Here is a 21,373-nt window from a genome sequence, read left to right as displayed (position 1 = left end):
CTGTGATCGTGAACACCGTGTTGTGCGGCGCCGTAGTGCTGGATACTGCGGGCAGCCGCCCCCGGTGACCGGTGCCGGACGCGGTGAGCTGGAGGGGACGGTTCGCGTGAGCGAGATACCAGCGAAGGCCACGGAGTCCGAGGACTCGTCGGGTGGCGCGAGGAGCGGGGCCGCGGACGGCCCCGTCTTCGGCGATGCCCCGTCCGCCGACGCGATGTGGCAGAGCAGTCCGCCCGGCTCCATCTACGACTACATCAAGGTCGCCTCGTTCTCCATCGGCCCGGACGGGCTGGTCGACCAGTGGAGCCTGCGCGCCGAGCAGATCTTCGGCATCCCCGCCGAGCGGGTCGTCGGCACGGACCCCATCGAGGCGTTCATCGAGCCCGTCCGGCGGGAGCGCGGCCAGCGCAAGATGGCCGAGATCCTCGACGGCCGGGAGTGGACCGGAGTGGTGCCCTTCCGGCTGCCGTCCACCATGGTGGCCGACGAGCGCGACCGGGAGGGCCTCGCCGAGGTCTACGTCATGCCGACGCGGACCGAGGAGGGGGAGAAGGCCGCCGTCTGCATCGTCGTCGACGTCCGCACCCTGCGCCGCATCGAGACCGACCTCGCCGCCTCGCAGGCCATATTCGGCCAATCCCCGTTCGGCTTCCTGCTGATCGACCCCGACCTGCGGGTGCGCCGCGCCAACCAGCGGTTCGCGTCCGTCTTCGGCGGCACCCCCGACGACCACCGCGGCAAGGGCGTGCACGACTACCTGCCGCGCGGGGAGGCCGAAAGGGTCGCCGCGACCCTGCGCCGGGTCCTGGAATCCGGCGACTCCATCACGGACATGCACGTCACGGGCTTCGTGCCGGGCTCCGACGAGCGCCGCCACTGGTCCGTCAACCTCTACCGCGTGCACAGCGGCAGCGGCCGGCCCATCGGCGTCGCCTGGCTCGGAACCGACATCACCGCCCGCCGCGCCGCCGCCCGGGAGGCCGCCGCCGCACGGCGCAACCTCGCCCTCCTCAACGACGCGGGCGCCCGGATCGGCAACTCCCTCGACCTGGAGACGACCGCCCGCGAACTCCTCGACGTCGTCGTCCCCGGCTTCTGCGACCTGGCCACCGTCGACCTGTACCAGGGCCTGCTGGTCGGTGACGAGACCCCGCCGGGCCTCGCCGACGGCAGCGCGGAGGTGCGTCGCGTCGCCTTCGCCAGCGCCGTGTCCGACGCGCCGTTCAGCGTCACCGGGGAGCCGGTGAAGCTGGGCGCCGTCCACCACTACCCGTTCAACTCGCCCTGCGCGGACGCCCTGCGCACCGCCCGCCCGCAGAGCGTCCCCGGCGGGGACGGCGGCCTGGTGCAGTCCACGCTCGCCGTGCCGATGGTCGCCCACGACACGGTCGTGGGACTCGCGCAGTTCGCCCGCACCAAGGGCAGCGAGCCGTTCGGCGACCGCGACCGCGAACTCGCGGTGGAACTGGCCGCGCGCGCCGCCGTCTGCATCGACAACGCCCGCCTCTACCGGCGCGAGCACGAACGCGCGTTGATACTGCAGCGCTCCCTGCTCCCGCCCGGCGACCCCGAGGCCTCCGGCCTCGACATCGCCTGCCGCTACCTGCCCGGCAACGTGGCCACCGGCCGGCCCAGCGAGGTCGGCGGCGACTGGTTCGACGTCATCGAACTGCCCGGCCACCGTACCGCGCTGGTCGTCGGCGACGTCATGGGACGCGGTCTGCGCGCGGCCGTCGCGATGGGCGAACTGCGCACCGCCGTACGGACCCTGGCCCAGCTCGATCTGGAACCCGCCGAGGTGCTCTCCCAGTTGGACGAGATCGCCCGGGGCCTCGGCGCGCCGGGCGGCGTCCAGCAGGCCACCCGGGCCGCCCGCCGCCCCCGCGAGGCCGACCTCTCCGAGGTCTACCTGGCGACCTGCGTCTACGCCGTCTACGACTCGGTGACCAGGCGCTGCACCTTCGCCAACGCGGGCCACTTGCCGCCCGTCCTGGTCGAACCGGGCGAGCCCGCGCTGATGCTGGACGTACCGCCCGGAATACCGCTCGGCGTCGGCGGCGAGCCCTTCGAGGAGGTCGAGGTCGAACTCCCCGAAGGCGCCCTTCTCGCGCTCTACACGGATGGACTGGTCGAAAGCCGCGACCACCCCCTCGACGAAGGGCTCCAGGCCTTCGTGCGCGCCCTGACGGACCCCTCCGCCCCCCTGGAGGACGTCTGCGACCACGTCCTCAACACCCTCGACACCCACCACGGCGAGGACGACATCGCCCTGCTGATGGCCCGCGTCCAGGGACTGCCCGCCGAGTCCGTCGGCGACTGGACCCTGCCCCGCGAGCCCCGCAGCGTGGGCCGCGCCCGCGAGTACGCCCGCGCGCAGTTGCTCGCCTGGGACATGGAACCCCTGGTCGACACCACGGAGCTCCTGGTCAGCGAGTTGGTCACCAACGCGCTGCGGTACGGCGAGGGGGAGATCAGACTCCGTCTCCTCCTCGACCGCACCCTGGTCTGCGAGGTCTGGGACTCCGGCCTGGTCCAGCCCCGCCGCCGCCGCGCCCGCGACACCGACGAGGGCGGCCGGGGCCTCCAGCTCGTCGGCCTGCTCAGCGCGGCCTGGGGCTCCCGCCGCACCCCCCGCGGCAAGACGGTCTGGTTCGAACTCCCCCTCCCCGGAACGGACACCGCCCTCACCGACCCGGCGGAGGCGCTGCTGAGCCTGTTCTGACGGTCCGGGCGCACCACCCCGGTACGCCCGAGGACACCGTCCGGCGCCACATGATCGCAACCGGAACACCCGTTCCCCTCGTCCTCACCGGCAACATCGGCGGCGAGGGGAAAACGGCATGGAGCGCACGGAGCCGCGGGAGGAGACGGCCGGAGAGGACGAGGGCACCTCATCCACGCCCGAGGGGAAGCACCGCGGACCCTGGGTCCGCCGGACCAGGCGCGTCGCCCTCGCGGTCACCCTCCTCCTGGTCGTCCCCCTCCTCGCCGTCGAGACCGCCCTGCGGGTCAACTACATGGGCGACCCGGCGGACGGTACGTACACCCGTGACCGGGACGCCATGTGGCTCGGTCACGCCTGGGTCGACGGGCGGAAGAAGGACGCCGACGTCACCGCGCTGGCCCGCCGTCTCGAGGACACCGGGATCCGCGACCTGTACGTCCACTCCGGGCCGCTGGAGCACGACGGGACGCTGCCGGAGTCCGCGTACCCCCGCGCCCGCTGGCTGATCGACGCCGTGCACCGGGAGCTGCCCGGCGTCCGGGTCCAGGCCTTCCTCGGGGACGTCCTCGCCACCGAGGGGCCCGACGGCATGCGGCTGGAACGCGCCGCCACCCGTGCCGCCGTCGTCGGCTCCGCCCGCCAGGTGCTCGACGCCGGCTACGACGGGGTCCACCTCGACCTGGAGCCCCTGCACTCCGGCGACGGGAACTACCTCTCCCTCCTGGACGACCTGCGCGCCGTCACCCGCGCCCGGGACGCACAGCTGTCCGTCGCCGCCCACCAGATCGACCCGCTCCCCGCCCTCCACACCGTCGCCGGTCTCGTCGCCGACCATCCCAAGTGGTGGTCCCAGAAGTTCTTCGGCCAGGTCGCCCGGCGCGTCGACCAGATCGCCGTGATGTCGTACGACACCGCGCGGCCACTGGAGAGCACCTACGGCGGCTACGTCGCCCAGCAGACCTCGCTCGCCCTGGAGGTCACCCCGCCCACCACGCACCTGCTGATGGGGCTGCCCTTCTACTACGAGAGCAACCCCAGCCACTGGGGTCACGCCGAGACCGTCGCCGCCGCCGTCCGAGGCGCCCGCCTCGGCCTCTCCCGGACGGACCCCGACCGCGAACTCTTCGGCGTCGCCCCGTACATCGACTTCGCGGCGACGGAGACGAACTGGAGGGAGTACCGGGAGGGCTGGCTGCGTCCCGACGCCTCCTAACGCCTTCTGATCTTCGAGCCCAGCCACACCAGCGGGTCGTACTTGCGGTCCACCGCCCGTTCCTTCAGGGGGATCAGCGCGTTGTCCGTGATCTTGATTCCCTCGGGGCAGACCTCCGTACAGCACTTGGTGATGTTGCAGTAGCCGAGGCCGTGTTCGTCCTGGGCCGTGCGGCTCCGGTCCAGGCCGGTTTCCCCGGCCGCGTCCAGCGGGTGCATGTCGAGCTCCGCGACCCGCATCAGGAAGCGCGGCCCGGCGAACGCGGGCTTGTTCTCCTCGTGGTCGCGGACCACATGACAGGTGTCCTGGCACAGGAAGCACTCGATGCACTTGCGGAACTCCTGCGACCGGTCCACGTCCTCCTGCGTCATCCGGTACTCGCCCGGACCGACCCCGGCCGGCGGCACGAAGGCCGGGACCTCCCTGGCCTTGGCGTAGTTGAAGCCGACGTCCGTCACCAGGTCCCGGATCACCGGGAAGGCCCGCAGCGGCGTCACGGTGATCGTCTCGTCCCGCTCGAACACCGACATCCGGGTCATGCACAGCAGCCGGGGACGCCCGTTGATCTCCGCCGAGCACGAACCGCACTTGCCGGCCTTGCAGTTCCAGCGCACGGCGAGGTCGGGGGCCTGGGTGGCCTGGAGGCGGTGGATGATGTCGAGGACCACCTCGCCGTCGTTCACCTCGACCTCGAAGTCCTTCAGGCCGCCGCCCCCGACGTCCCCGCGCCACACCTTGAAGCGGGCCTCGTAGCTGCTCATCCGTGGAGCTCCTCTTCGGCCAGGTACTTGACCAGCTCCTCCTTCTCGAAGAGGGCGAGCAGGTCGGGGCGGATGGGTTCGGTGGTCTCGCGGGTGAGGGCGATCCGGCCGCGTGCCGGGCCGGCGGCGGCCGCGAGACCGTCCGTGGGGTCGGCGGGACCGTCCGTGGGGTCGGCGAGCGCGCACAGCAGGTTCACGTTGCGCCAGGAGCGGTCCATCCCGGCGTGGTCCTCGCGGGTGTGCCCGCCGCGCGACTCGGTGCGCTCCAGCGCCGCCCGGGCCACGCACTCGCTGACCAGCAGCATGTTCCTCAGGTCCAGGGCGAGGTGCCAGCCGGGGTTGAACTGCCGGTGCCCCTCGACGCCGGCCCGGCGGGCCCGTTCCCGCAGCTCGGCGAGGGTCTCCAGGGCCTGCTCCATCTCGTGCTCGCGGCGGATGATGCCGACCAGGTCGTTCATCGTCTGCTGGAGTTCCTGGTGCAGGGTGTACGGGTTCTCCGGCGGCCCCCCGTCCGGCTCCCCGCCCTCCGCGGAGAACGGCCGCAGGGCCTCCGCGGCGGCCGCGTCGACCTGTACGTCGTCCACCCGGGGCCGCGCCGCCCCCGCCCCGCCCGCGTACTCGGCCGCGTGCAGACCGGCCCGGCGTCCGAAGACCAGCAGGTCGGACAGGGAGTTGCCGCCCAGCCGGTTGGAGCCGTGCATCCCGCCGGCCACCTCACCGGCCGCGAACAGCCCCGGCACCCCGCGCGCCGCCGCCGAGTCGGAGTCGACGGCGATGCCGCCCATCACGTAGTGACAGGTCGGCCCGACCTCCATCGCCTCCGCCGTGATGTCGACGTCCGCCAGCTCCTTGAACTGGTGGTACATCGACGGCAGCCGCCGTTTGATGACGTCGGCCGGCATCCGCGTGGACACGTCCAGGAAGACCCCGCCGTGCGGGGAGCCGCGGCCCGCCTTCACCTCGGCGTTGATCGCGCGGGCCACCTCGTCGCGGGGGAGCAGTTCGGGCGGGCGCCGGTTGTGGTCCGGGTCGTCGTACCAGCGGTCGCCCTCCTCCTCGGACTCGGCGTACTTCTCCTTGAAGACGTCCGGGATGTAGTCGAACATGAACCGCTTGCCCTCGGAGTTGCGCAGCACCCCGCCGTCCCCGCGCACCGACTCGGTGACGAGGATGCCCTTCACCGACGGCGGCCAGACCATCCCCGTCGGGTGGAACTGCACGAACTCCATGTTCAGCAGCGGGGCCCCGGCCAGCAGCGCCAGCGCGTGCCCGTCGCCGGTGTACTCCCACGAGTTCGACGTCACCTTGAACGACTTGCCGATGCCGCCGGTGGCGATGACGACGGCGGGCGCCTCCAGGACGAAGAAGCGGCCGGACTCCCGCTCGTAGCCGAAGACTCCCGAGACGCGAGGCCCGTCCTTCAGCACGCGTGTGACCGTGCACTCCTGGAAGACCTTCAGCCGGGACTCGTACTCCCCGGTCTCGCGGAAGTCCTCCTGCTGGAGCGCGACGATCTTCTGCTGGAGGGTGCGGATCAGCTCCAGGCCCGTACGGTCGCCGACGTGCGCGAGGCGCGGGTACTCGTGGCCGCCGAAGTTGCGCTGCGAGATCCGGCCGTCCTCCGTCCGGTCGAACAGCGCGCCCCAGGTCTCCAGCTCCCACACCCGCTGCGGCGCCTCCTGGGCGTGCAGCTCGGCCATCCGCCACTGGTTGAGGAACTTCCCGCCGCGCAGGGTGTCGCGGAAGTGGACCTGCCAGTTGTCCCCGGCGTTGGCGTTGCCCATCGCCGCCGCGATGCCGCCCTCGGCCATCACGGTGTGCGCCTTGCCGAACAGCGACTTGCAGATCACCGCCGTACGGGCACCCCGCTCGCGTGCCTCGATGGCGGCGCGCAGGCCCGCGCCGCCGGCACCGACCACGACGACGTCCCACTCCTGTCGGTCGACCACGGACATCAGTCACAGCCCCCAGCTAGAAGAAGCGCGGATCGTCGAAGACGCCGGACGCGACGAGGTAGACGTAGAAGTCGGCGAGGGCCACGCTCAGCAGCGACGCCCAGGCGAGCTGCATGTGCCGGGCGTTCAGCCGGCCCACCCACTGCCACATCCGGTAGCGCACCGGATGCCTGGAGAAGTGCTTCAGCTTCCCGCCGACGATGTGCCGGCAGGAGTGGCAGGAGAGGGTGTAAGCCCAGATCAGCGCGATGTTGACCAGGAAGACCAGGGTGCCCAGACCCATGTGGCCCCACGCGTAGTGCTCGTCTCGGAAGGCGAGCACGGTGTCGTAGGTCAGGACGCCGGCGACCAGGATCGCCGCGTAGAAGAAGTACCGGTGGACGTTCTGCAGGATGAGCGGGAAGCGGGTCTCCCCGGTGTACTTCGCGTGCGGTTCGGCCACCGCGCAGGCCGGCGGGGACGCCCAGAAGCCCCGGTAGTAGGCCTTGCGGTAGTAGTAGCAGGTCAGCCGGAAGCCGAGCGGGAAGATCAGGATGATGATCGCCGGTGAGATGCCCCACCAGCTTCCGAAGAGCTCCCCGTTCGGTCCGGCCCGCATCGGCTCGCAGTTCTCCGCGAGGCACGGCGAGTAGAACGGCGAGACGTACGGCGCCGCGTAGTAGTCGGCGTTCGCGAAGGCCCGCCAGGTCGAGTAGACGACGAAGGCGAGCAGGCCGGCCGCGGTGGCGGCCGGGGCCAGCCACCAGCGGTCGGTCCGCAGATGCGGTGCGGCGATCGCGGCGCGCGTACCGGTTCTCACACCGCCGCTTCGGGGACGGGGTTCTGTGGCGGGAGGTTCCGTACCAGTGGCCACTTGTCCACTCCGGTAGGGGTCGGGGGGCGTCGCGATCGGCGGGGGTCAGGGAGCGCGGCGGTCACGGGCGCCGAGGCCCTCGTCGTCCGTGTCCACCCACAGCGAGGGGTCGTACGGCGTGTCGGAGATGGTCACGAGATCGGGGCGCTTCCGCGCGGCCGCGACGACGGGGGCCGTCTCCCGCAGCAGCGCCACGCTCTCGCGCAGATGATCGGTGTCGACGCGGACGCGGCGCATCTCCAGACCGCCGCTGCCGATCTCCTTCTCCAGGCGCCCCACCGACCGGATCAGGTCGTCGAGACAGCGCTGGACGGATGTCAGTTCGTCGTGCACGGACATGACTTGCCCTCACTTCCACGGGTCCTTCTGGCCCAAGGCGGCAACGTTCATGCGCCTGCGAGTGTTGCGCGTCACACCTTGCGCTGTGAAGGGATGTGCATCGATTGGCCGAGGCGCACGGGTGCGCTCTCCCGTGCTTTGCGCCGCACGGGTGGGCTTGACACCCGTGGCCGCCGTGTCGCCCTGAGTTGCCGAACCCTTTCCTCTTCAGTGGGCCGCGTACATCGGATGAGCTCCAAATACCACCAAAAGTGATCGTAACGCCCGCGGCTTCCCGGAGGTATCCAGAGATGTCCCACGACGGCGTCGGCCCGCGCGCGGCTCTGCGCTCGCTCGCCTTCCTCACCGCCTGCGTGCTCGCGGTGCCCGCGCTGGCCGGATGCGGTTCCGACGACCCGGCGGGCAAGCCCCTCGCGGGAGCGGACATCGCACGCGCCGACCGGTCCGCGATCGCCGACGGGGGCACTCTGCGCTGGGCCGTGGACACCGTCCCGGAGACCCTGAACACCTTCCAGTCGGACGCCGACACCACCACCGCCCGGGTCGCCCAGGCCGTCCTGCCGTCGATGTACCGGATGGACGGCCGGGGCCGGCCGGTGCGCAACCCCGACTACCTGGAGTCGGCCGAGGTCGTCGACACCGAACCCAGACAGGTGGTGCTCTACCGGCTCAACCAGCAGGCCGTCTGGAGCGACGGCCGGGAGATCGGCGCCGCCGACTTCGCCGCGCAGTGGCGCGCCCTGTCCGGCAAGGACACCGCCTACTGGAGCGCCCGCAACGCCGGCTACGACCGCATCGAGAAGATCGAGCGGGGCGAGAACGACCTGGAGGTCAAGGTCACCTTCAGCCGTCCCTACGCCGACTGGAAGTCCCTGTTCACCCCGCTGTACCCGAAGGAGGTCATGGGCACCCCGGACTCCTTCAACGACGGCGCCCGCAGAAAACTGAAGGTCACCGCCGGGCCCTTCACGGTGAAGAAGGTCGACACCGGGAAGGACGAGGTCACCCTCACCCGCAACGCGCGCTGGTGGGGCGACCCGGCGAAGCTCTCCACGATCGTGCTGCGGGCCGTGCCCCACGACAAGCGGATCTCCGCGCTCGGCGCCGGCACCGTCGACCTGGCCGAGATCGGCCCGGCCGCCGCCCGCCGCATCACCGCCGCCGCGCTGCCGCGGAGCGCGAGCAGCCCCCTGATGGGCCCCGGCGCCGAGCGGTCCGCCGCGGACGCGCTGCGCTCCTGGGCCGTCGCCAACGGCTCCGACGAGGAGGCCGCCGACGAGGAGATCTCCGCCCGCGAGAAGCTGCGCGGGAAGAAGGTGAAGTACGCCCGTCAGCAGAAGGCCCTCACCGGCTTCGAGGTGCGCACGTCACTGGAGCCCGCCTACACCCAGCTCGCCCTCAACGGCGCCGGCGGCCCCCTCGCCGACGAGCGGGTCCGCCGTGCCGTGGCCCGCGCACTGGACCGGAAGGCCATCGCCGAGGCGGTCCTGAAACCGCTCGGCCTGCCCGCCGAGCCCCTCGGCAGCCACCTCGCGCTGTCCGGCCAGGCCGCCTACGCCGACGGCAGCGGCGCCCTCGGCGAGCAGGACGCCAAGGAGGCGAGGGCGCTGCTCGCGGACGCCGGCTGGGTGCCGGGCGGGCCGGTGAAGAAGGAGAAGGACGAGGAGGAGGCGGCCGGCCCGGAGGGCGGGGACTCCGAGGAGGACACCGAGTCCGAGGGCGACGACGGCACGTACATCGTCGGGGAGGACGACAAGGCCCCGCGGGACTCAGGGACGGGCACCGGGCGTCCGGAGCAGGGCGGCGGTGACGGCGCGTACAGCGGCGGGGGCGACGACAAGGCCCCGCGGGACTCCGGCACCAGTACCAAGCGGCTGAAGCAGGGCGGCGCCCCCGGTGCCTACGCCCCCAAGGGCACCGCCGCCCCGGCACGGGCCGGGAACGCCCGCGTCGCCAAGGACGGCAAGGCGCTCACCCTCCGCTTCGTCCTGCCCTCGGGACCGGGCTCGGGCACGCTGCGCACCGTGGCCGGCCGGATCTCGACGATGCTGGAGCGGATCGGCATCGGCACGAGGATCACCAAGGTCGACGACGAGAGCTACTTCAAGGACCACATCGCGTCCGGCGAGTACGACCTCGCCCTGTACTCCTGGCCCGCGACCGCCTACCCCGCCACCGACGCCCGCCCCGTCCACGCCAAACCGGTCCCGGCCGCCGACGGCTCCCTGAACGTGGAGCAGAACTACACCCGCGTCGGCACCGACCAGGTCGACCAGCTCTTCGACCAGGCCGTCACCACGCTCGACGACTCCGCGCGCCGCGCCCTGCTCCGCAAGGCGGACTCCCGCATCTGGGCGGCGGCCGGCTCCATCCCCCTCTACCAGCGCCCCCAGCTCACCGCCGCCCGCAAGAACCTGGCCAACGCCGGCGCGTTCGGATTCCGTACGCCGGTGTACGAGGACATGGGCTTCCTGAGGAAACCGACTCGGGGGCCGGGCGCGGAGGGCGCCGGGCCGTCGGCCGGCGGCTGACAGCCCGGTGACCTGCCCGTCGAGCGGGCCGCGACGGCCACGCGAGCCCTTGTCGCCGTCGCCCCGTACCATGGGGTGAGGCCGAGGCGTGTTCAGCCCGGCAGGGCCCGCACACCACAGACGCTCGTGCGGGGCATTCCTCAGCACTCCGGGAGTACGCCTTATATGGCCACGCGCCACGACATCCGCAACGTCGCCATCGTCGCCCACGTCGACCACGGCAAGACCACCATCGTCGACGGCATGCTCAAGCAGGCCGGCGCCTTCGCCGCGCACCAGCTCGACTCGGTCGACGACCGCATGATGGACTCGAACGACCTGGAGCGTGAGAAGGGCATCACGATCCTCGCCAAGAACACGGCGGTGAAGTACCACCCCAAGGACGGCGGGGAGCCCATCACGATCAACATCATCGACACCCCCGGCCACGCCGACTTCGGCGGTGAGGTCGAGCGCGGTCTGTCGATGGTCGACGGCGTGGTGCTGCTGGTGGACGCCTCCGAGGGCCCGCTGCCGCAGACCCGTTTCGTGCTGCGCAAGGCGCTCCAGCAGCGGCTGCCGATCATCCTCTGCATCAACAAGACGGACCGTCCGGACGCCCGCATCGACGAGGTGGTCAACGAGACCTACGACCTCTTCCTCGACCTGGACGCCGACGAGGAGCAGATCGAGTTCCCGATCGTCTACGCCTGCGGCCGCGACGGTGTGGCCTCCCTGACCAAGCCGGAGGACGGCACGGTCCCGGCCGACTCCACCAGCCTGGAGCCGTTCTTCTCGACGATCCTGGACTACATCCCGGCTCCCACCTACGACGAGGAAGCCCCGCTCCAGGCCCACGTCACCAACCTCGACGCGGACAACTTCCTCGGCCGTATCGCGCTGCTGCGCGTGCACCAGGGCGAGCTGAAGAAGGGGCAGACCGTCGCCTGGATGAAGCGCGACGGGTCCGTCTCCAACGTGCGCATCTCCGAGCTGATGATGACCGAGGCGCTCACCCGCAAGCCCGCCGAGAAGGCCGGCCCCGGTGACATCTGCGCCGTCGCGGGCATCCCGGAGATCATGATCGGCGAGACCCTCGCGGACACCGAGAACCCCGTCCCGCTGCCGCTGATCACGGTGGACGAGCCGGCGATCTCCATGACCATCGGCACCAACACCTCGCCGCTGGTCGGCCGCGGCGGCACCGGCAAGGGCGCCGACGCGAAGGCGGCCGTGAAGGACCGCAAGGTCACCGCCCGCCAGGTCAAGGACCGCCTGGACCGCGAGCTGATCGGCAACGTCTCGCTCCGCGTCCTGGACACCGAGCGTCCGGACGCCTGGGAGGTGCAGGGCCGCGGTGAGCTGGCGCTGGCCATCCTGGTCGAGCAGATGCGCCGTGAGGGCTTCGAGCTGACGATCGGCAAGCCGCAGGTCGTCACCAAGGAGGTCGACGGCAAGACGTACGAGCCCGTCGAGCGCATGACGATCGACGTGCCCGAGGAGCACATGGGCGCGGTCACGCAGCTCATGGGTGTGCGCAAGGGCCGGATGGACAACATGTCCAACCACGGCTCGGGCTGGGTGCGCATGGAGTTCGTGGTTCCGTCCCGCGGTCTGATCGGTTTCCGGACGGAGTTCCTGACCCAGACCCGTGGCACCGGCATCGCGCACTCCATCCACGAGGGCCACGAGCCCTGGTTCGGCACGCTCACCACCCGTAACAACGGCTCCCTGGTCGCCGACCGCTCCGGTGCCGTCACCGCGTTCGCGATGACGAACCTCCAGGAGCGCGGCGTGCTGTTCGTCGAGCCCGGCACCGAGGTGTACGAGGGCATGATCGTCGGCGAGAACTCCCGTGCCGACGACATGGACGTCAACATCACCAAGGAGAAGAAGCTCACCAACATGCGGTCGTCCTCGGCCGACTCGTTCGAGGCGATCGTCCCGCCGCGCAAGCTGTCGCTGGAGCAGTCCCTGGAGTTCTGCCGCGACGACGAGTGCGTGGAGGTCACCCCGGAGGCGGTCCGCATCCGCAAGGTGAACCTGGACGCCCGCGAGCGCGCCCGCGCCGCGAGCCGCGCCAAGCACGGCTGACGCCCACAGGAGCGCTTCCCACGGACGGACGGCGCCGGACACCCGCACAGGGCGTCCGGCGCCGTCCGCGCGTACGAGGCGGGGAACGCCGTCGGGAACAGCCCGGAGTCAAGGCGAGGGAAAGGGCGGGGCGGGAAAGGGAAAACACGGAAGGGGAAGCAGACGTGCGGGTAGGGAAAACCCTTGATCTGGCTGGAGCATGCCGTCGGGGCGGCCGGATCGCACTAGCCTGCTCACGGAGCGGCACGCCCCGCGGCCGACGGATCCGGGCCCCGAGGTCCACGACCAACGGCCCTGCCGGCCGGGCGTGCTGAGCGCACGGCAGCGCTGAGGCACACCTTGCACGGCGGCCACGTTACGCGCAATCGGTTTTCCCCCAGGCGACCGTCCGGTATTCGGACAGTAACCCCCGATAGATGTGTAACAAGTCCGTTTCGCAGGGATCTTTCACCAAACGCTTTGTCCGGATTTTGGAAGATGTAGGACCCAGCTGTGATCGAACCGATACCTCGGGGGTGTGGTTCGGCCGGTGACGAATGGCAGATAGTTAGGCGCGTAGAGCTCGGCTGAACGGGTCACGCGCTGACGGCGCCGACTCACGAGCGGGGGGCACCTGACGATCTCCGGCACCGGCGACGGGCGGTGGACGGTGAGATGTCGTGTGCTCCTCTTTGCGGTGAACCAATGGACTCATGAGGAGGAACCCATGCGCGGTGCCAAGAGCGCCAAGTGGGTCGCGGGTGCGATAGTCGTCGCGCTGGCCGCTACTGCCTGTGGAGGCGGCGACGGTGACGAGGGGAAGAGCAAGGGTTCCGGCCCTGCGGGGTATGTCTCGATCGACGTCGGTGAGCCGCAGAAGCCGCTGATCCCGGCCGACACCAACGAGTCCAACGGCTCGTACGTCATCCAGGCGCTGTTCACCCAGCTCCTGGACTTCGACGCCAAGGGCGAGATCGTCTACACGAACGCCGAGTCGGTCACCACCGAGGACTCGAAGACGTGGACGGTCAAGCTCAAGAAGGGCTGGAAGTTCCACAACGGCGAAGAGGTCACCTCCAAGTCGTACATCGACGCCTGGAACTGGTACGCCAACATCAAGAACAACCAGCAGAACTCCTTCTGGTTCCAGGACATCAAGGGTTACGACGACGTTCACCCGGAGAAGGGCGAGCCGAAGGCCGAGACCATGTCCGGTCTGAAGGCCGTGGACGACCACACCTTCACCATCGAGCTGAAGTACACGATGCCGTACTTCAACTACAAGCTGGGCTACACCACGTGGGCCCCGCTGCCCAAGGTCTTCTACGACGACCCGAAGGCCTTCGGCCAGAAGCCGGTCGGCAACGGTCCCTACACCTTCGAGAAGTGGGACCACAAGAAGCTCATCCAGGTCAAGGCCTGGGACGAGTACCAGGGCCCGAACAAGGCGAAGAACAAGGGCGTCCAGTTCAAGGCCTACACGACGCTCGAGGCCGCCTACAAGGACGTCGTCTCCGGCAACCTGGACATGATCCGCCAGGTCGGCCCGACGGACCTGCCGAAGTACAAGCAGGACCTCGGTGACGGCGCCATCGAGCAGCCGTACGCGGCCATCCAGACGCTGACCCCGGCGTTCTACTCCAAGACGTTCAAGGACATCGACCCGAAGGTCCTGCAGGGCCTGTCGATGGCGATCGACCGCGAGACGATCACCAAGACCGTCCTGAACAACACCCGCACGCCGGCCGAGTCCTTCACCCCGCCCGGCGTCAAGGGCAACCAGGACCTGGACACCGACGTGTTCACGTACAACCCGGAGAAGGCCAAGCAGCTCATCAAGGAGGGCGGTGGCGTTCCGGGCAACAAGTTCACCGTCCAGTACAACACCGACGGTGGGCACAAGGAGTGGGTGACCGCGGTCTGCGAGTCCATCCGCAAGGCCACCGGCGTCGACTGCGTCGGCGACCCGAAGCCGGACTTCGCCACGGACCTCGAGGCCCGTGACAACGACCAGGTGAAGGGCATGTACCGCGGTGGCTGGGTCGCCGACTACCCGGTCAACGCCAACTTCATGAAGGAGCTCTACCACACCACCGCCGAGGCCAACAACGGCCGCTTCTCCAACAAGGAGATCGACGACCTGATGAACAAGGCCGACAAGGCCGGTTCGCTCGAGGAGTCGGTGAAGGCCTTCCAGGAGGTCGAGAAGAAGCTGGTCGAGCACATGCCGGCCATCCCGCTCTGGTACTACCGCATCAACGGCGGCCACGGTAAGAACGTCGACAACGTCAACGTCGACTTCCACGGTGACCTCGAAGTGTGGGCCGTCACCACCAAGTAAGAGGATCCTCGGGGATCTTCCCACTCGGCCGTAAGCCCGCCGCCGCTCAGGCGGCGGTGGGAGGTGCGCGGGGCCGTCTCGTCATCAGGAGACGGCCCCCCACCTGCGTTAACCCCTCACGGAGGCACCTATGGGGCGCTATGTCGCACGACGACTGCTCCAGATGATCCCGGTCTTCATCGGGTCAACTCTGCTCATCTTCTGCATGATGTACGCCCTGCCCGGCGACCCCGTCCGGGCGATGATGGGGGATCAGGCGTACGATCCGACGGTGGTCGCGAGCATCAAGAAGGAGCTCGGTCTCGACCAGCCGCTGCTGCAGCAGTATGTGAACTACATGACCGGGCTGGTCCAGGGCGACTTCGGCACCCAGATCGCCAGCCAGCGGCCCATCGGGGACGTCATCGCCGACGCGTTCCCGGTGACGATCAGGCTGACGATCTTCGCCTTCACCTTCGTCACGCTCGTGGGCATCGGCCTCGGCGTCGTCGCCGGTCTGCGCCCCGACACGCTGCGGGACCGCGGACTGCTGACGCTGACCCTGTTCCTCGTCTCGATGCCGTCCTTCGTGCTGGGCTTCCTGCTGCAGTACCTGCTCGCGTTCAAGTGGTCCGTCACCACCCCCACGGTGACCGACTCGACGAACTTCTCCCAGCTCGCGCTCCCCGCCACCGTGCTGGCGTCGCTCTCCCTGGCCTACGTCGCCCGGCTGACCCGTACGTCGATCGCGGAGAACCTGCGCTCCGACTACATGCGCACCGCCATCGCCAAGGGGCTGCCGCGCCGCCGGGTCATCGGTGTCCACCTGATGCGCAACTCGCTGATCCCCGTGGTCACCTTCCTCGGCATCGAGATCGGCAGCCTGATGACCGGCGCCATCGTGACCGAGGGCATCTTCAACGTGCGGGGTATCGGTATCGAGATCTACGAGGCGCTCAGCCGGCGTGAGGGCGCCACGGTCGTGGGCATCGCCTCGCTGATGGTGCTCATCTACCTCGCCGCCAGCTTGATCGTCGACCTGCTTTACGCGGTCCTGGACCCGAGGATCCGGTATGCCTGACAAGACCATCGAGAAGACGGTCGACGCCCTTCCGGGGGACACCGCGAGCACCGCCGGCGTCGTCGTGACCGACTCCGGCCCGGCTCCCGACAAGGCGCGCAGCCTGTGGTCCGACGCCTGGCACGACCTGCGGCGCAACCCGCTGTTCCTGGTCTCGGCCGTGCTGATCGTGTTCCTGCTGGTGATGGCGGCCTGGCCGGGACTGTTCACCAGCGCCTCGCCGCGCGACGCCGACCTGGCCGAGCACTACCTGGGCAAGCCGAACTGGGGCCACTTCTTCGCCCCGGACTGGTTCGGCTACGACGTCCAGGGCCGCTCGATCTACGCCCGGGTCGTCTACGGCGCCCGCGCCTCGATCACCGTCGGTGTGGGTGTCACCCTCGCCGTCACCGTCCTCGGCACGGTCATCGGCATGATCGCCGGCTACTTCGGCGGCTGGACCGACACCCTGCTCTCGCGGCTGACCGACATCTTCCTCGGCATCCCGTTCCTGCTCGGCGCCCTGGTGGTGCTCAACTCCTTCGACGACCGCACCGTCCTGGTCGTCATCCTGGCCCTCGCCTTCCTCGGCTGGACCCAGATCGCCCGTGTCGCCCGCGGCGCCGTGATCACCATCAAGCAGGCGGACTACGTGGTGGCCGCCAAGGCGCTCGGCGCCTCGACGTCCCGGATCCTGCTCCGGCACATCCTGCCCAACGCGGTCGCGCCCATCATCGTGGTGGCGACCATCGCGCTCGGCGGCTACATCGCGGCCGAGGCCACCCTGTCCTTCCTGGGCGTGGGTCTCGGCGACACGGCCGTCTCCTGGGGCGGCGACGTGGCGCGTGGACGTGAGCAGCTCCGTATCGCCCCCCACACCCTGATCGTCCCGTCGGTGATGGTCTCGATCACGGTGCTCTCGTTCCTGATGTTCGGCGATGCGGTACGCAACGCCCTCGACCCCAAGCTGCGCTGAGGGAGGCGTACGTGACCATCATCGATGAAACGGCCGAGAGCCCCGGGCCGGACGGCTCGCAGGACGCCGGCCGTCCGCTGCTCGAAGTCCGCGACCTGCACGTGGAGTTCCACACCCGCGACGGGGTCGCCAAGGCCGTCAACGGCGTCAACTACTCCGTCGCCGCGGGCGAGACGCTCGCCGTGCTCGGCGAGTCCGGCTCCGGCAAGTCCGTGACCGCCCAGGCCATCATGGGCATCCTCGACATGCCGCCCGGCCGCATCCCCAAGGGGGAGATCCTCTTCCGCGGCCAGGACATGCTGAGGATGTCCGGCGAGGAGCGCCGGAAGATCCGCGGCAACAAGATCGCGATGATCTTCCAGGACGCGCTGTCCTCGCTGAACCCGGTGCTCTCCGTGGGCTACCAGCTCGGCGAGATGTTCCGCGTCCACCAGGGCCTGTCCAAGAAGGAGGCCAAGGCCAAGTCGATCGAGCTGATGGACCGGGTGAAGATCCCGGCCGCCGCGGCCCGGGTCAACGACTACCCGCACCAGTTCTCGGGCGGTATGCGCCAGCGCATCATGATCGCGATGGCGCTCGCCCTGGAGCCGGACCTGATCATCGCCGACGAGCCCACCACGGCCCTCGACGTGACCGTCCAGGCCCAGGTCATGGACCTGCTCGCGGAGCTCCAGCGCGAGTACAACATGGGCCTGATCCTGATCACCCACGACCTCGGTGTCGTCGCCGACGTCGCGGACAAGATCGCGGTGATGTACGCGGGGCGGATCGTGGAGACCGCGCCCGTGCACGAGCTGTACAAGCGGCCCGCGCACCCCTACACCAAGGGCCTGCTCGACTCGATCCCGCGCCTGGACCAGAAGGGCCAGGAGCTGTACGCGATCAAGGGGCTGCCGCCCAACCTGACGCGCATCCCGTCCGGCTGCGCCTTCAACCCGCGGTGCCCGCAGGCACAGGACATCTGCCGTACGGACGTCCCGCCGCTGTTCCCCGTCACCGAGCGGGACGGCGGCGAGCTGGCCGGCCGCGGCAGCGCGTGCCACTTCTGGAAGGAGACGATCCATGGCTGAGCTGGAGAAGACGGACGAGGCCGTGGACGCCACCCCCAACGTCACCGAGGTCGAGACGGTCGACGCCGCGACCGAGGCCGAGGCGGTGGCCGCGCTCGACGCGCCCGTCGACCGCGGTGAGCCGATCCTCCAGGTGCGCAACCTGGTGAAGCACTTCCCGCTGACCCAGGGCATCCTGTTCAAGCGGCAGGTCGGCGCGGTCAAGGCCGTGGACGGGATCTCCTTCGACCTCTACCAGGGCGAGACGCTCGGCATCGTGGGCGAGTCCGGCTGCGGCAAGTCCACGGTCGCCAAGCTGCTGATGATGCTGGAGAAGGCGACCGCGGGCGAGGTCTTCTACAAGGGCCAGGACATCACCAAGCTGTCCGGGCGTGCGCTGAAGGCGGTCCGGCGGAACATCCAGATGGTGTTCCAGGACCCGTACACCTCGCTCAACCCCCGTATGACGGTGGGCGACATCATCGGGGAGACCTTCGAGATCCACCCCGAGGTGGCGCCGAAGGGCGACCGCCGCCGCAGGGTCCAGGAACTCCTGGACGTCGTCGGCCTCAACCCCGAGTACATCAACCGCTACCCGCACCAGTTCTCGGGCGGTCAGCGTCAGCGCATCGGCATCGCCCGCGGCCTGGCCCTCAACCCCGAGATCATCATCTGCGACGAGCCGGTCTCCGCACTGGACGTGTCCGTCCAGGCGCAGGTCATCAACCTGATGGAGAAGCTGCAGGACGAGTTCAACCTCTCCTACCTCTTCATCGCGCACGACCTGTCCATCGTCCGGCACATCTCGGACCGGGTGGGCGTGATGTACCTCGGCAAGATGGCCGAGATCGGCACGGACACGGAGATCTACGACCACCCGACGCACCCCTACACCCAGGCGCTGCTGTCGGCGGTCCCGGTCCCCGACCCGGAGGCCCGCGAGGGCCGGGAGCGGATCATCCTCACCGGTGACGTGCCGTCGCCGGCCAACCCGCCCTCGGGCTGCCGCTTCCGCACCCGCTGCTGGAAGGCGCAGGACAAGTGCGCCGAGGAGGTCCCGCTGCTGGCGGTGCCCGAGCGCTTCAAGGGCGCGGACTCCCCGGTGGCCCACGAGTCGGCCTGCCACTTCGCCGAGGAGAAGGACGTCGTCCACGCGGCCTGACCGCACCACGGCGCCGCGAGCCGGTCCCGGTACCCCGCACGACGGGGTACCGGGACCGGCTCTTCCGGTTTCGGCCCCCCTGGGGCCGGACGGGTTCAGGCAGGCCGGCGGGACGTGGCCGCGGAGTCCGCCGGCTGCCGCCGGCCGAGCCTGTCCAGGACCCGGTCGCGCAGGAGCTCGTACTCCTCGCGGAGCCTTCGTATCTCGGACGGGCGGGGGATGACGACGCCTCCGACGACCTTCTCCTCCGGTCCGAACTGCTCGCGGGTGAGGTCGATCTCGACGCCCATGCCCAGGCGGTTCCACCAGTGGTAGTCCACGCGCTCCCCGTCGACGTGGACCTCTCCCCGGATCAGCTCGCCTCCCAGCAGGTCGTTGAGCACCATCGCGGTCACCCCGCACTGGTCCCGGGCCGGGTTGTCCCCGGTCCAGCGCGACCGGTACTCGGGGGTGCACGTCTCGGCGCTCCAACTGTCGCGCACGGCCTGTTCGATGTCGGTGAGAAGCAGCGGTGTCATGCCGGTGATCCTGCCAGGGGGCACTGACAACGCGGGGCCCCCGCCACCGCGCTCCGTCCCGGGCCCCGGGGAGGTGCTCACCGGGCGGCCGGTTCCGCGGGGGGCGCGGGTCATCCGTTCGGCGGCCCGCCGCACCCCGACGGTGGAACCGGATGAGCCGTGTGCGCCTCTTGCGGCGATATTGGCGGAAAGGACCGGCGTACGCACCCAGCCCACGTACGAGGAGGCACCCGATGCGCGGAGCCACGCACGCCCGATGGGCCGTCTGCGCGGTGGCGGTCGCCCTCACCGCGACCGCCTGCGGAGGCGAGAGCAGCGCCGACGACGCCGGCGCCGTACTGAGCGCCTCCTGGGGCGACCCGCAGAACCCGCTGGAGCCGGCCAACACCAACGAGGTCCAGGGCGGCAAGGTCCTCGACATGATCTTCCGGGGGCTGAAGCGGTACGACCCGGTCACCGGCGAGGCGAAGGACATGCTCGCCGAGAGGATCGAGACCTCCGACTCGAGGAACTTCCGCATCACCGTCAAGGACGGCTGGACCTTCGGCAACGGCGAGAAGGTCACCGCCCGGTCCTTCGTCGACGCCTGGAACTACGGCGCGAGCCTGCGGAACAACCAGCGCAACGCGTACTTCTTCGGCTACATCGAGGGTTATGACAAGGTCCACCCGGAGGACGGCGGCAAACAGACCGCCGACACACTCTCCGGGCTCAAGATCGTCGACGACCGCACCTTCACCGTCAGGCTCACCCAGAAGTTCTCCACCTTCCCCGACACCCTCGGCTACAACGCCTTCGCCCCGCTGCCCCGTGCCTTCTTCGACGACCACGACGCCTGGGTGAAGAAGCCGATCGGCAACGGCCCGTACCTGGTCGACTCGTACACCCGCGGCTCGCAGATGTCCCTGCGCACCCGGTCCGACTACCCCGGCCCCGACAAGGCCCGCAACGGCGGTGTCGACCTCAAGGTCTACACCGACAGCAACACCGCCTACACCGACCTGATGGCCGGCAACCTCGACCTGGTCGACGACGTCCCCGCCGCCCAGCTCAAGAACGTGAGGAGCGACCTCGGCGACCGCTACCTCAACACCCCCGCCGGCATCCTCCAGACCCTCGCCTTCCCCTACTACGACGACGCCTGGAGCAGACCCGGCGCGGAGAAGGTCCGCAAGGGCCTGTCCATGGCCATCGACCGCGAGCAGATCACCGACACGCTCTTCCGCGGGACCCGCACCCCCGCCACCGACTGGACCTCCCCGGTCCTCGGCGAGGACGGCGGCTACCAGGCCGGCCTGTGCGGGGAGTACTGCGCGTACAGGCCGGACGAGGCCAAGAAGCTCATCCGGGAGGGCGGCGGCCTGCCCGGCGGCAAGGTGACCATCACCTACAACGCGGACACCGGCTCCCACCGCGCCTGGGTCGACGCCGTCTGCAACTCCATCAACAACGCGCTGGACAACGAGCGCGCCTGTGTCGCCGCGCCGGTCGGCACCTTCGCCGACTACCGCAACCGGATCACCGGCCGCAAGATGAGCGGCCCGTTCCGCGCCGGCTGGCAGATGGACTACCCGCTCATCCAGAACTTCCTCCAGCCGCTCTACTACACGGGCGCCTCCTCCAACGACGGCAAGTGGTCCGACGAGCGGTTCGACGACCTCGTCGACCGGGCCAACCGGGAGACCGACCCCGCCAAGGCCATCGGCCTGTTCCAGCAGGCCGAGAAGGTCGTCCGCGACCACATGGCCGCCATCCCGCTCTGGTACCAGAACGGCAGCGCCGGCTGGTCCGAACGCCTCTCCGACGTCAGGCTCAACCCCTTCAGCGTCCCCGTCTACGACCAGATCAAGGTGAGCTGA

At 69.9% G+C, this 21,373-nt stretch carries 15 protein-coding genes; 10 read left to right on the top strand and 5 right to left on the bottom strand.

Annotation, left to right across the window (positions count from 1 at the left end; all coding sequences use genetic code 11):
- Positions 1-106: 106 nt before the first annotated feature.
- Both ACF1DX_RS05940 and ACF1DX_RS05935 read left to right on the top strand, forming a co-directional pair.
- A complete protein-coding gene (locus ACF1DX_RS05940) occupies positions 107-2,722 on the top strand; it encodes a SpoIIE family protein phosphatase (protein WP_391790001.1) in 2,616 nt (871 codons plus the stop codon).
- 118 nt (positions 2,723-2,840) lie between these two features.
- Positions 2,841-3,938: a hypothetical protein gene (locus tag ACF1DX_RS05935; protein WP_391790000.1), complete on the top strand. Its 1,098-nt coding sequence runs from the start codon at positions 2,841-2,843 to the stop codon at positions 3,936-3,938.
- Here ACF1DX_RS05935 and ACF1DX_RS05930 read toward each other — a convergent pair.
- The 4 genes from ACF1DX_RS05930 to ACF1DX_RS05915 are packed head-to-tail and all read right to left on the bottom strand — an operon-like array spanning position 3,935 to position 7,846.
- A complete protein-coding gene (locus ACF1DX_RS05930; protein ID WP_391789999.1) occupies positions 3,935-4,699 on the bottom strand; it encodes a succinate dehydrogenase/fumarate reductase iron-sulfur subunit in 765 nt (254 codons plus the stop codon). The genes ACF1DX_RS05935 and ACF1DX_RS05930 overlap by 4 nt on opposite strands.
- A complete protein-coding gene (locus tag ACF1DX_RS05925; RefSeq protein ID WP_391789998.1) occupies positions 4,696-6,654 on the bottom strand; it encodes a fumarate reductase/succinate dehydrogenase flavoprotein subunit in 1,959 nt (652 codons plus the stop codon). The genes ACF1DX_RS05930 and ACF1DX_RS05925 overlap by 4 nt, the downstream gene beginning before the upstream one ends.
- 16 nt (positions 6,655-6,670) lie before the next feature.
- Complete coding sequence (locus ACF1DX_RS05920) at positions 6,671-7,507, bottom strand: hypothetical protein (protein ID WP_391789997.1); 837 nt, start codon at positions 7,505-7,507, stop codon at positions 6,671-6,673.
- A gap of 45 nt (positions 7,508-7,552) precedes the next feature.
- Positions 7,553-7,846 carry a hypothetical protein gene (locus tag ACF1DX_RS05915; protein ID WP_391789996.1) on the bottom strand — a complete coding sequence of 98 codons (294 nt, stop codon included), beginning with the start codon at positions 7,844-7,846 and terminating at the stop codon, positions 7,553-7,555.
- Positions 7,847-8,136: 290 nt separating this feature from the next.
- Between ACF1DX_RS05915 and ACF1DX_RS05910 the strand changes: the two genes are divergently transcribed.
- The 7 genes from ACF1DX_RS05910 (at position 8,137) to ACF1DX_RS05880 (ending at position 18,996) form a co-directional block, all read left to right on the top strand.
- Entirely contained in the window at positions 8,137-10,377 is a 2,241-nt protein-coding gene (locus ACF1DX_RS05910) for an ABC transporter family substrate-binding protein (protein WP_391789995.1), read from the top strand.
- 165 nt (positions 10,378-10,542) lie between these two features.
- On the top strand, positions 10,543-12,450 hold the full coding sequence (gene typA / locus ACF1DX_RS05905; RefSeq protein WP_391789994.1) for a translational GTPase TypA: 1,908 nt from the start codon (positions 10,543-10,545) through the stop codon (positions 12,448-12,450).
- A gap of 706 nt (positions 12,451-13,156) precedes the next feature.
- Entirely contained in the window at positions 13,157-14,770 is a 1,614-nt protein-coding gene (locus ACF1DX_RS05900; RefSeq protein WP_391789993.1) for an ABC transporter substrate-binding protein, read from the top strand.
- A gap of 130 nt (positions 14,771-14,900) precedes the next feature.
- On the top strand, positions 14,901-15,830 hold the full coding sequence (locus ACF1DX_RS05895; protein WP_391789992.1) for an ABC transporter permease: 930 nt from the start codon (positions 14,901-14,903) through the stop codon (positions 15,828-15,830).
- Positions 15,823-16,785: an ABC transporter permease gene (locus ACF1DX_RS05890; RefSeq protein ID WP_391789991.1), complete on the top strand. Its 963-nt coding sequence runs from the start codon at positions 15,823-15,825 to the stop codon at positions 16,783-16,785. Before ACF1DX_RS05895 ends, ACF1DX_RS05890 begins: the two co-directional genes overlap by 8 nt.
- 11 nt (positions 16,786-16,796) lie before the next feature.
- The gene (locus ACF1DX_RS05885) at positions 16,797-17,855 is read left to right on the top strand and encodes an ABC transporter ATP-binding protein (protein WP_391789990.1); all 1,059 of its coding nucleotides are present in this window, start codon (positions 16,797-16,799) and stop codon (positions 17,853-17,855) included.
- Positions 17,848-18,996: an ABC transporter ATP-binding protein gene (locus tag ACF1DX_RS05880; RefSeq protein WP_391789989.1), complete on the top strand. Its 1,149-nt coding sequence runs from the start codon at positions 17,848-17,850 to the stop codon at positions 18,994-18,996. The genes ACF1DX_RS05885 and ACF1DX_RS05880 overlap by 8 nt, the downstream gene beginning before the upstream one ends.
- 95 nt (positions 18,997-19,091) lie before the next feature.
- On the opposite strand, the gene ACF1DX_RS05875 is transcribed toward ACF1DX_RS05880, so the two are convergent.
- Positions 19,092-19,514, bottom strand: coding sequence for a hypothetical protein (locus ACF1DX_RS05875; RefSeq protein ID WP_391789988.1), 423 nt, complete (start codon positions 19,512-19,514; stop codon positions 19,092-19,094).
- A gap of 233 nt (positions 19,515-19,747) precedes the next feature.
- Between ACF1DX_RS05875 and ACF1DX_RS05870 the strand changes: the two genes are divergently transcribed.
- A complete protein-coding gene (locus ACF1DX_RS05870) occupies positions 19,748-21,373 on the top strand; it encodes an ABC transporter substrate-binding protein (protein ID WP_391789987.1) in 1,626 nt (541 codons plus the stop codon).

This window comes from Streptomyces sp. NPDC014676 (assembly GCF_043084105.1).
Taxonomy (GTDB): Bacteria; Actinomycetota; Actinomycetes; order Streptomycetales; family Streptomycetaceae; genus Streptomyces.
This window is presented reverse-complemented; position numbering and strand designations above follow the sequence as displayed.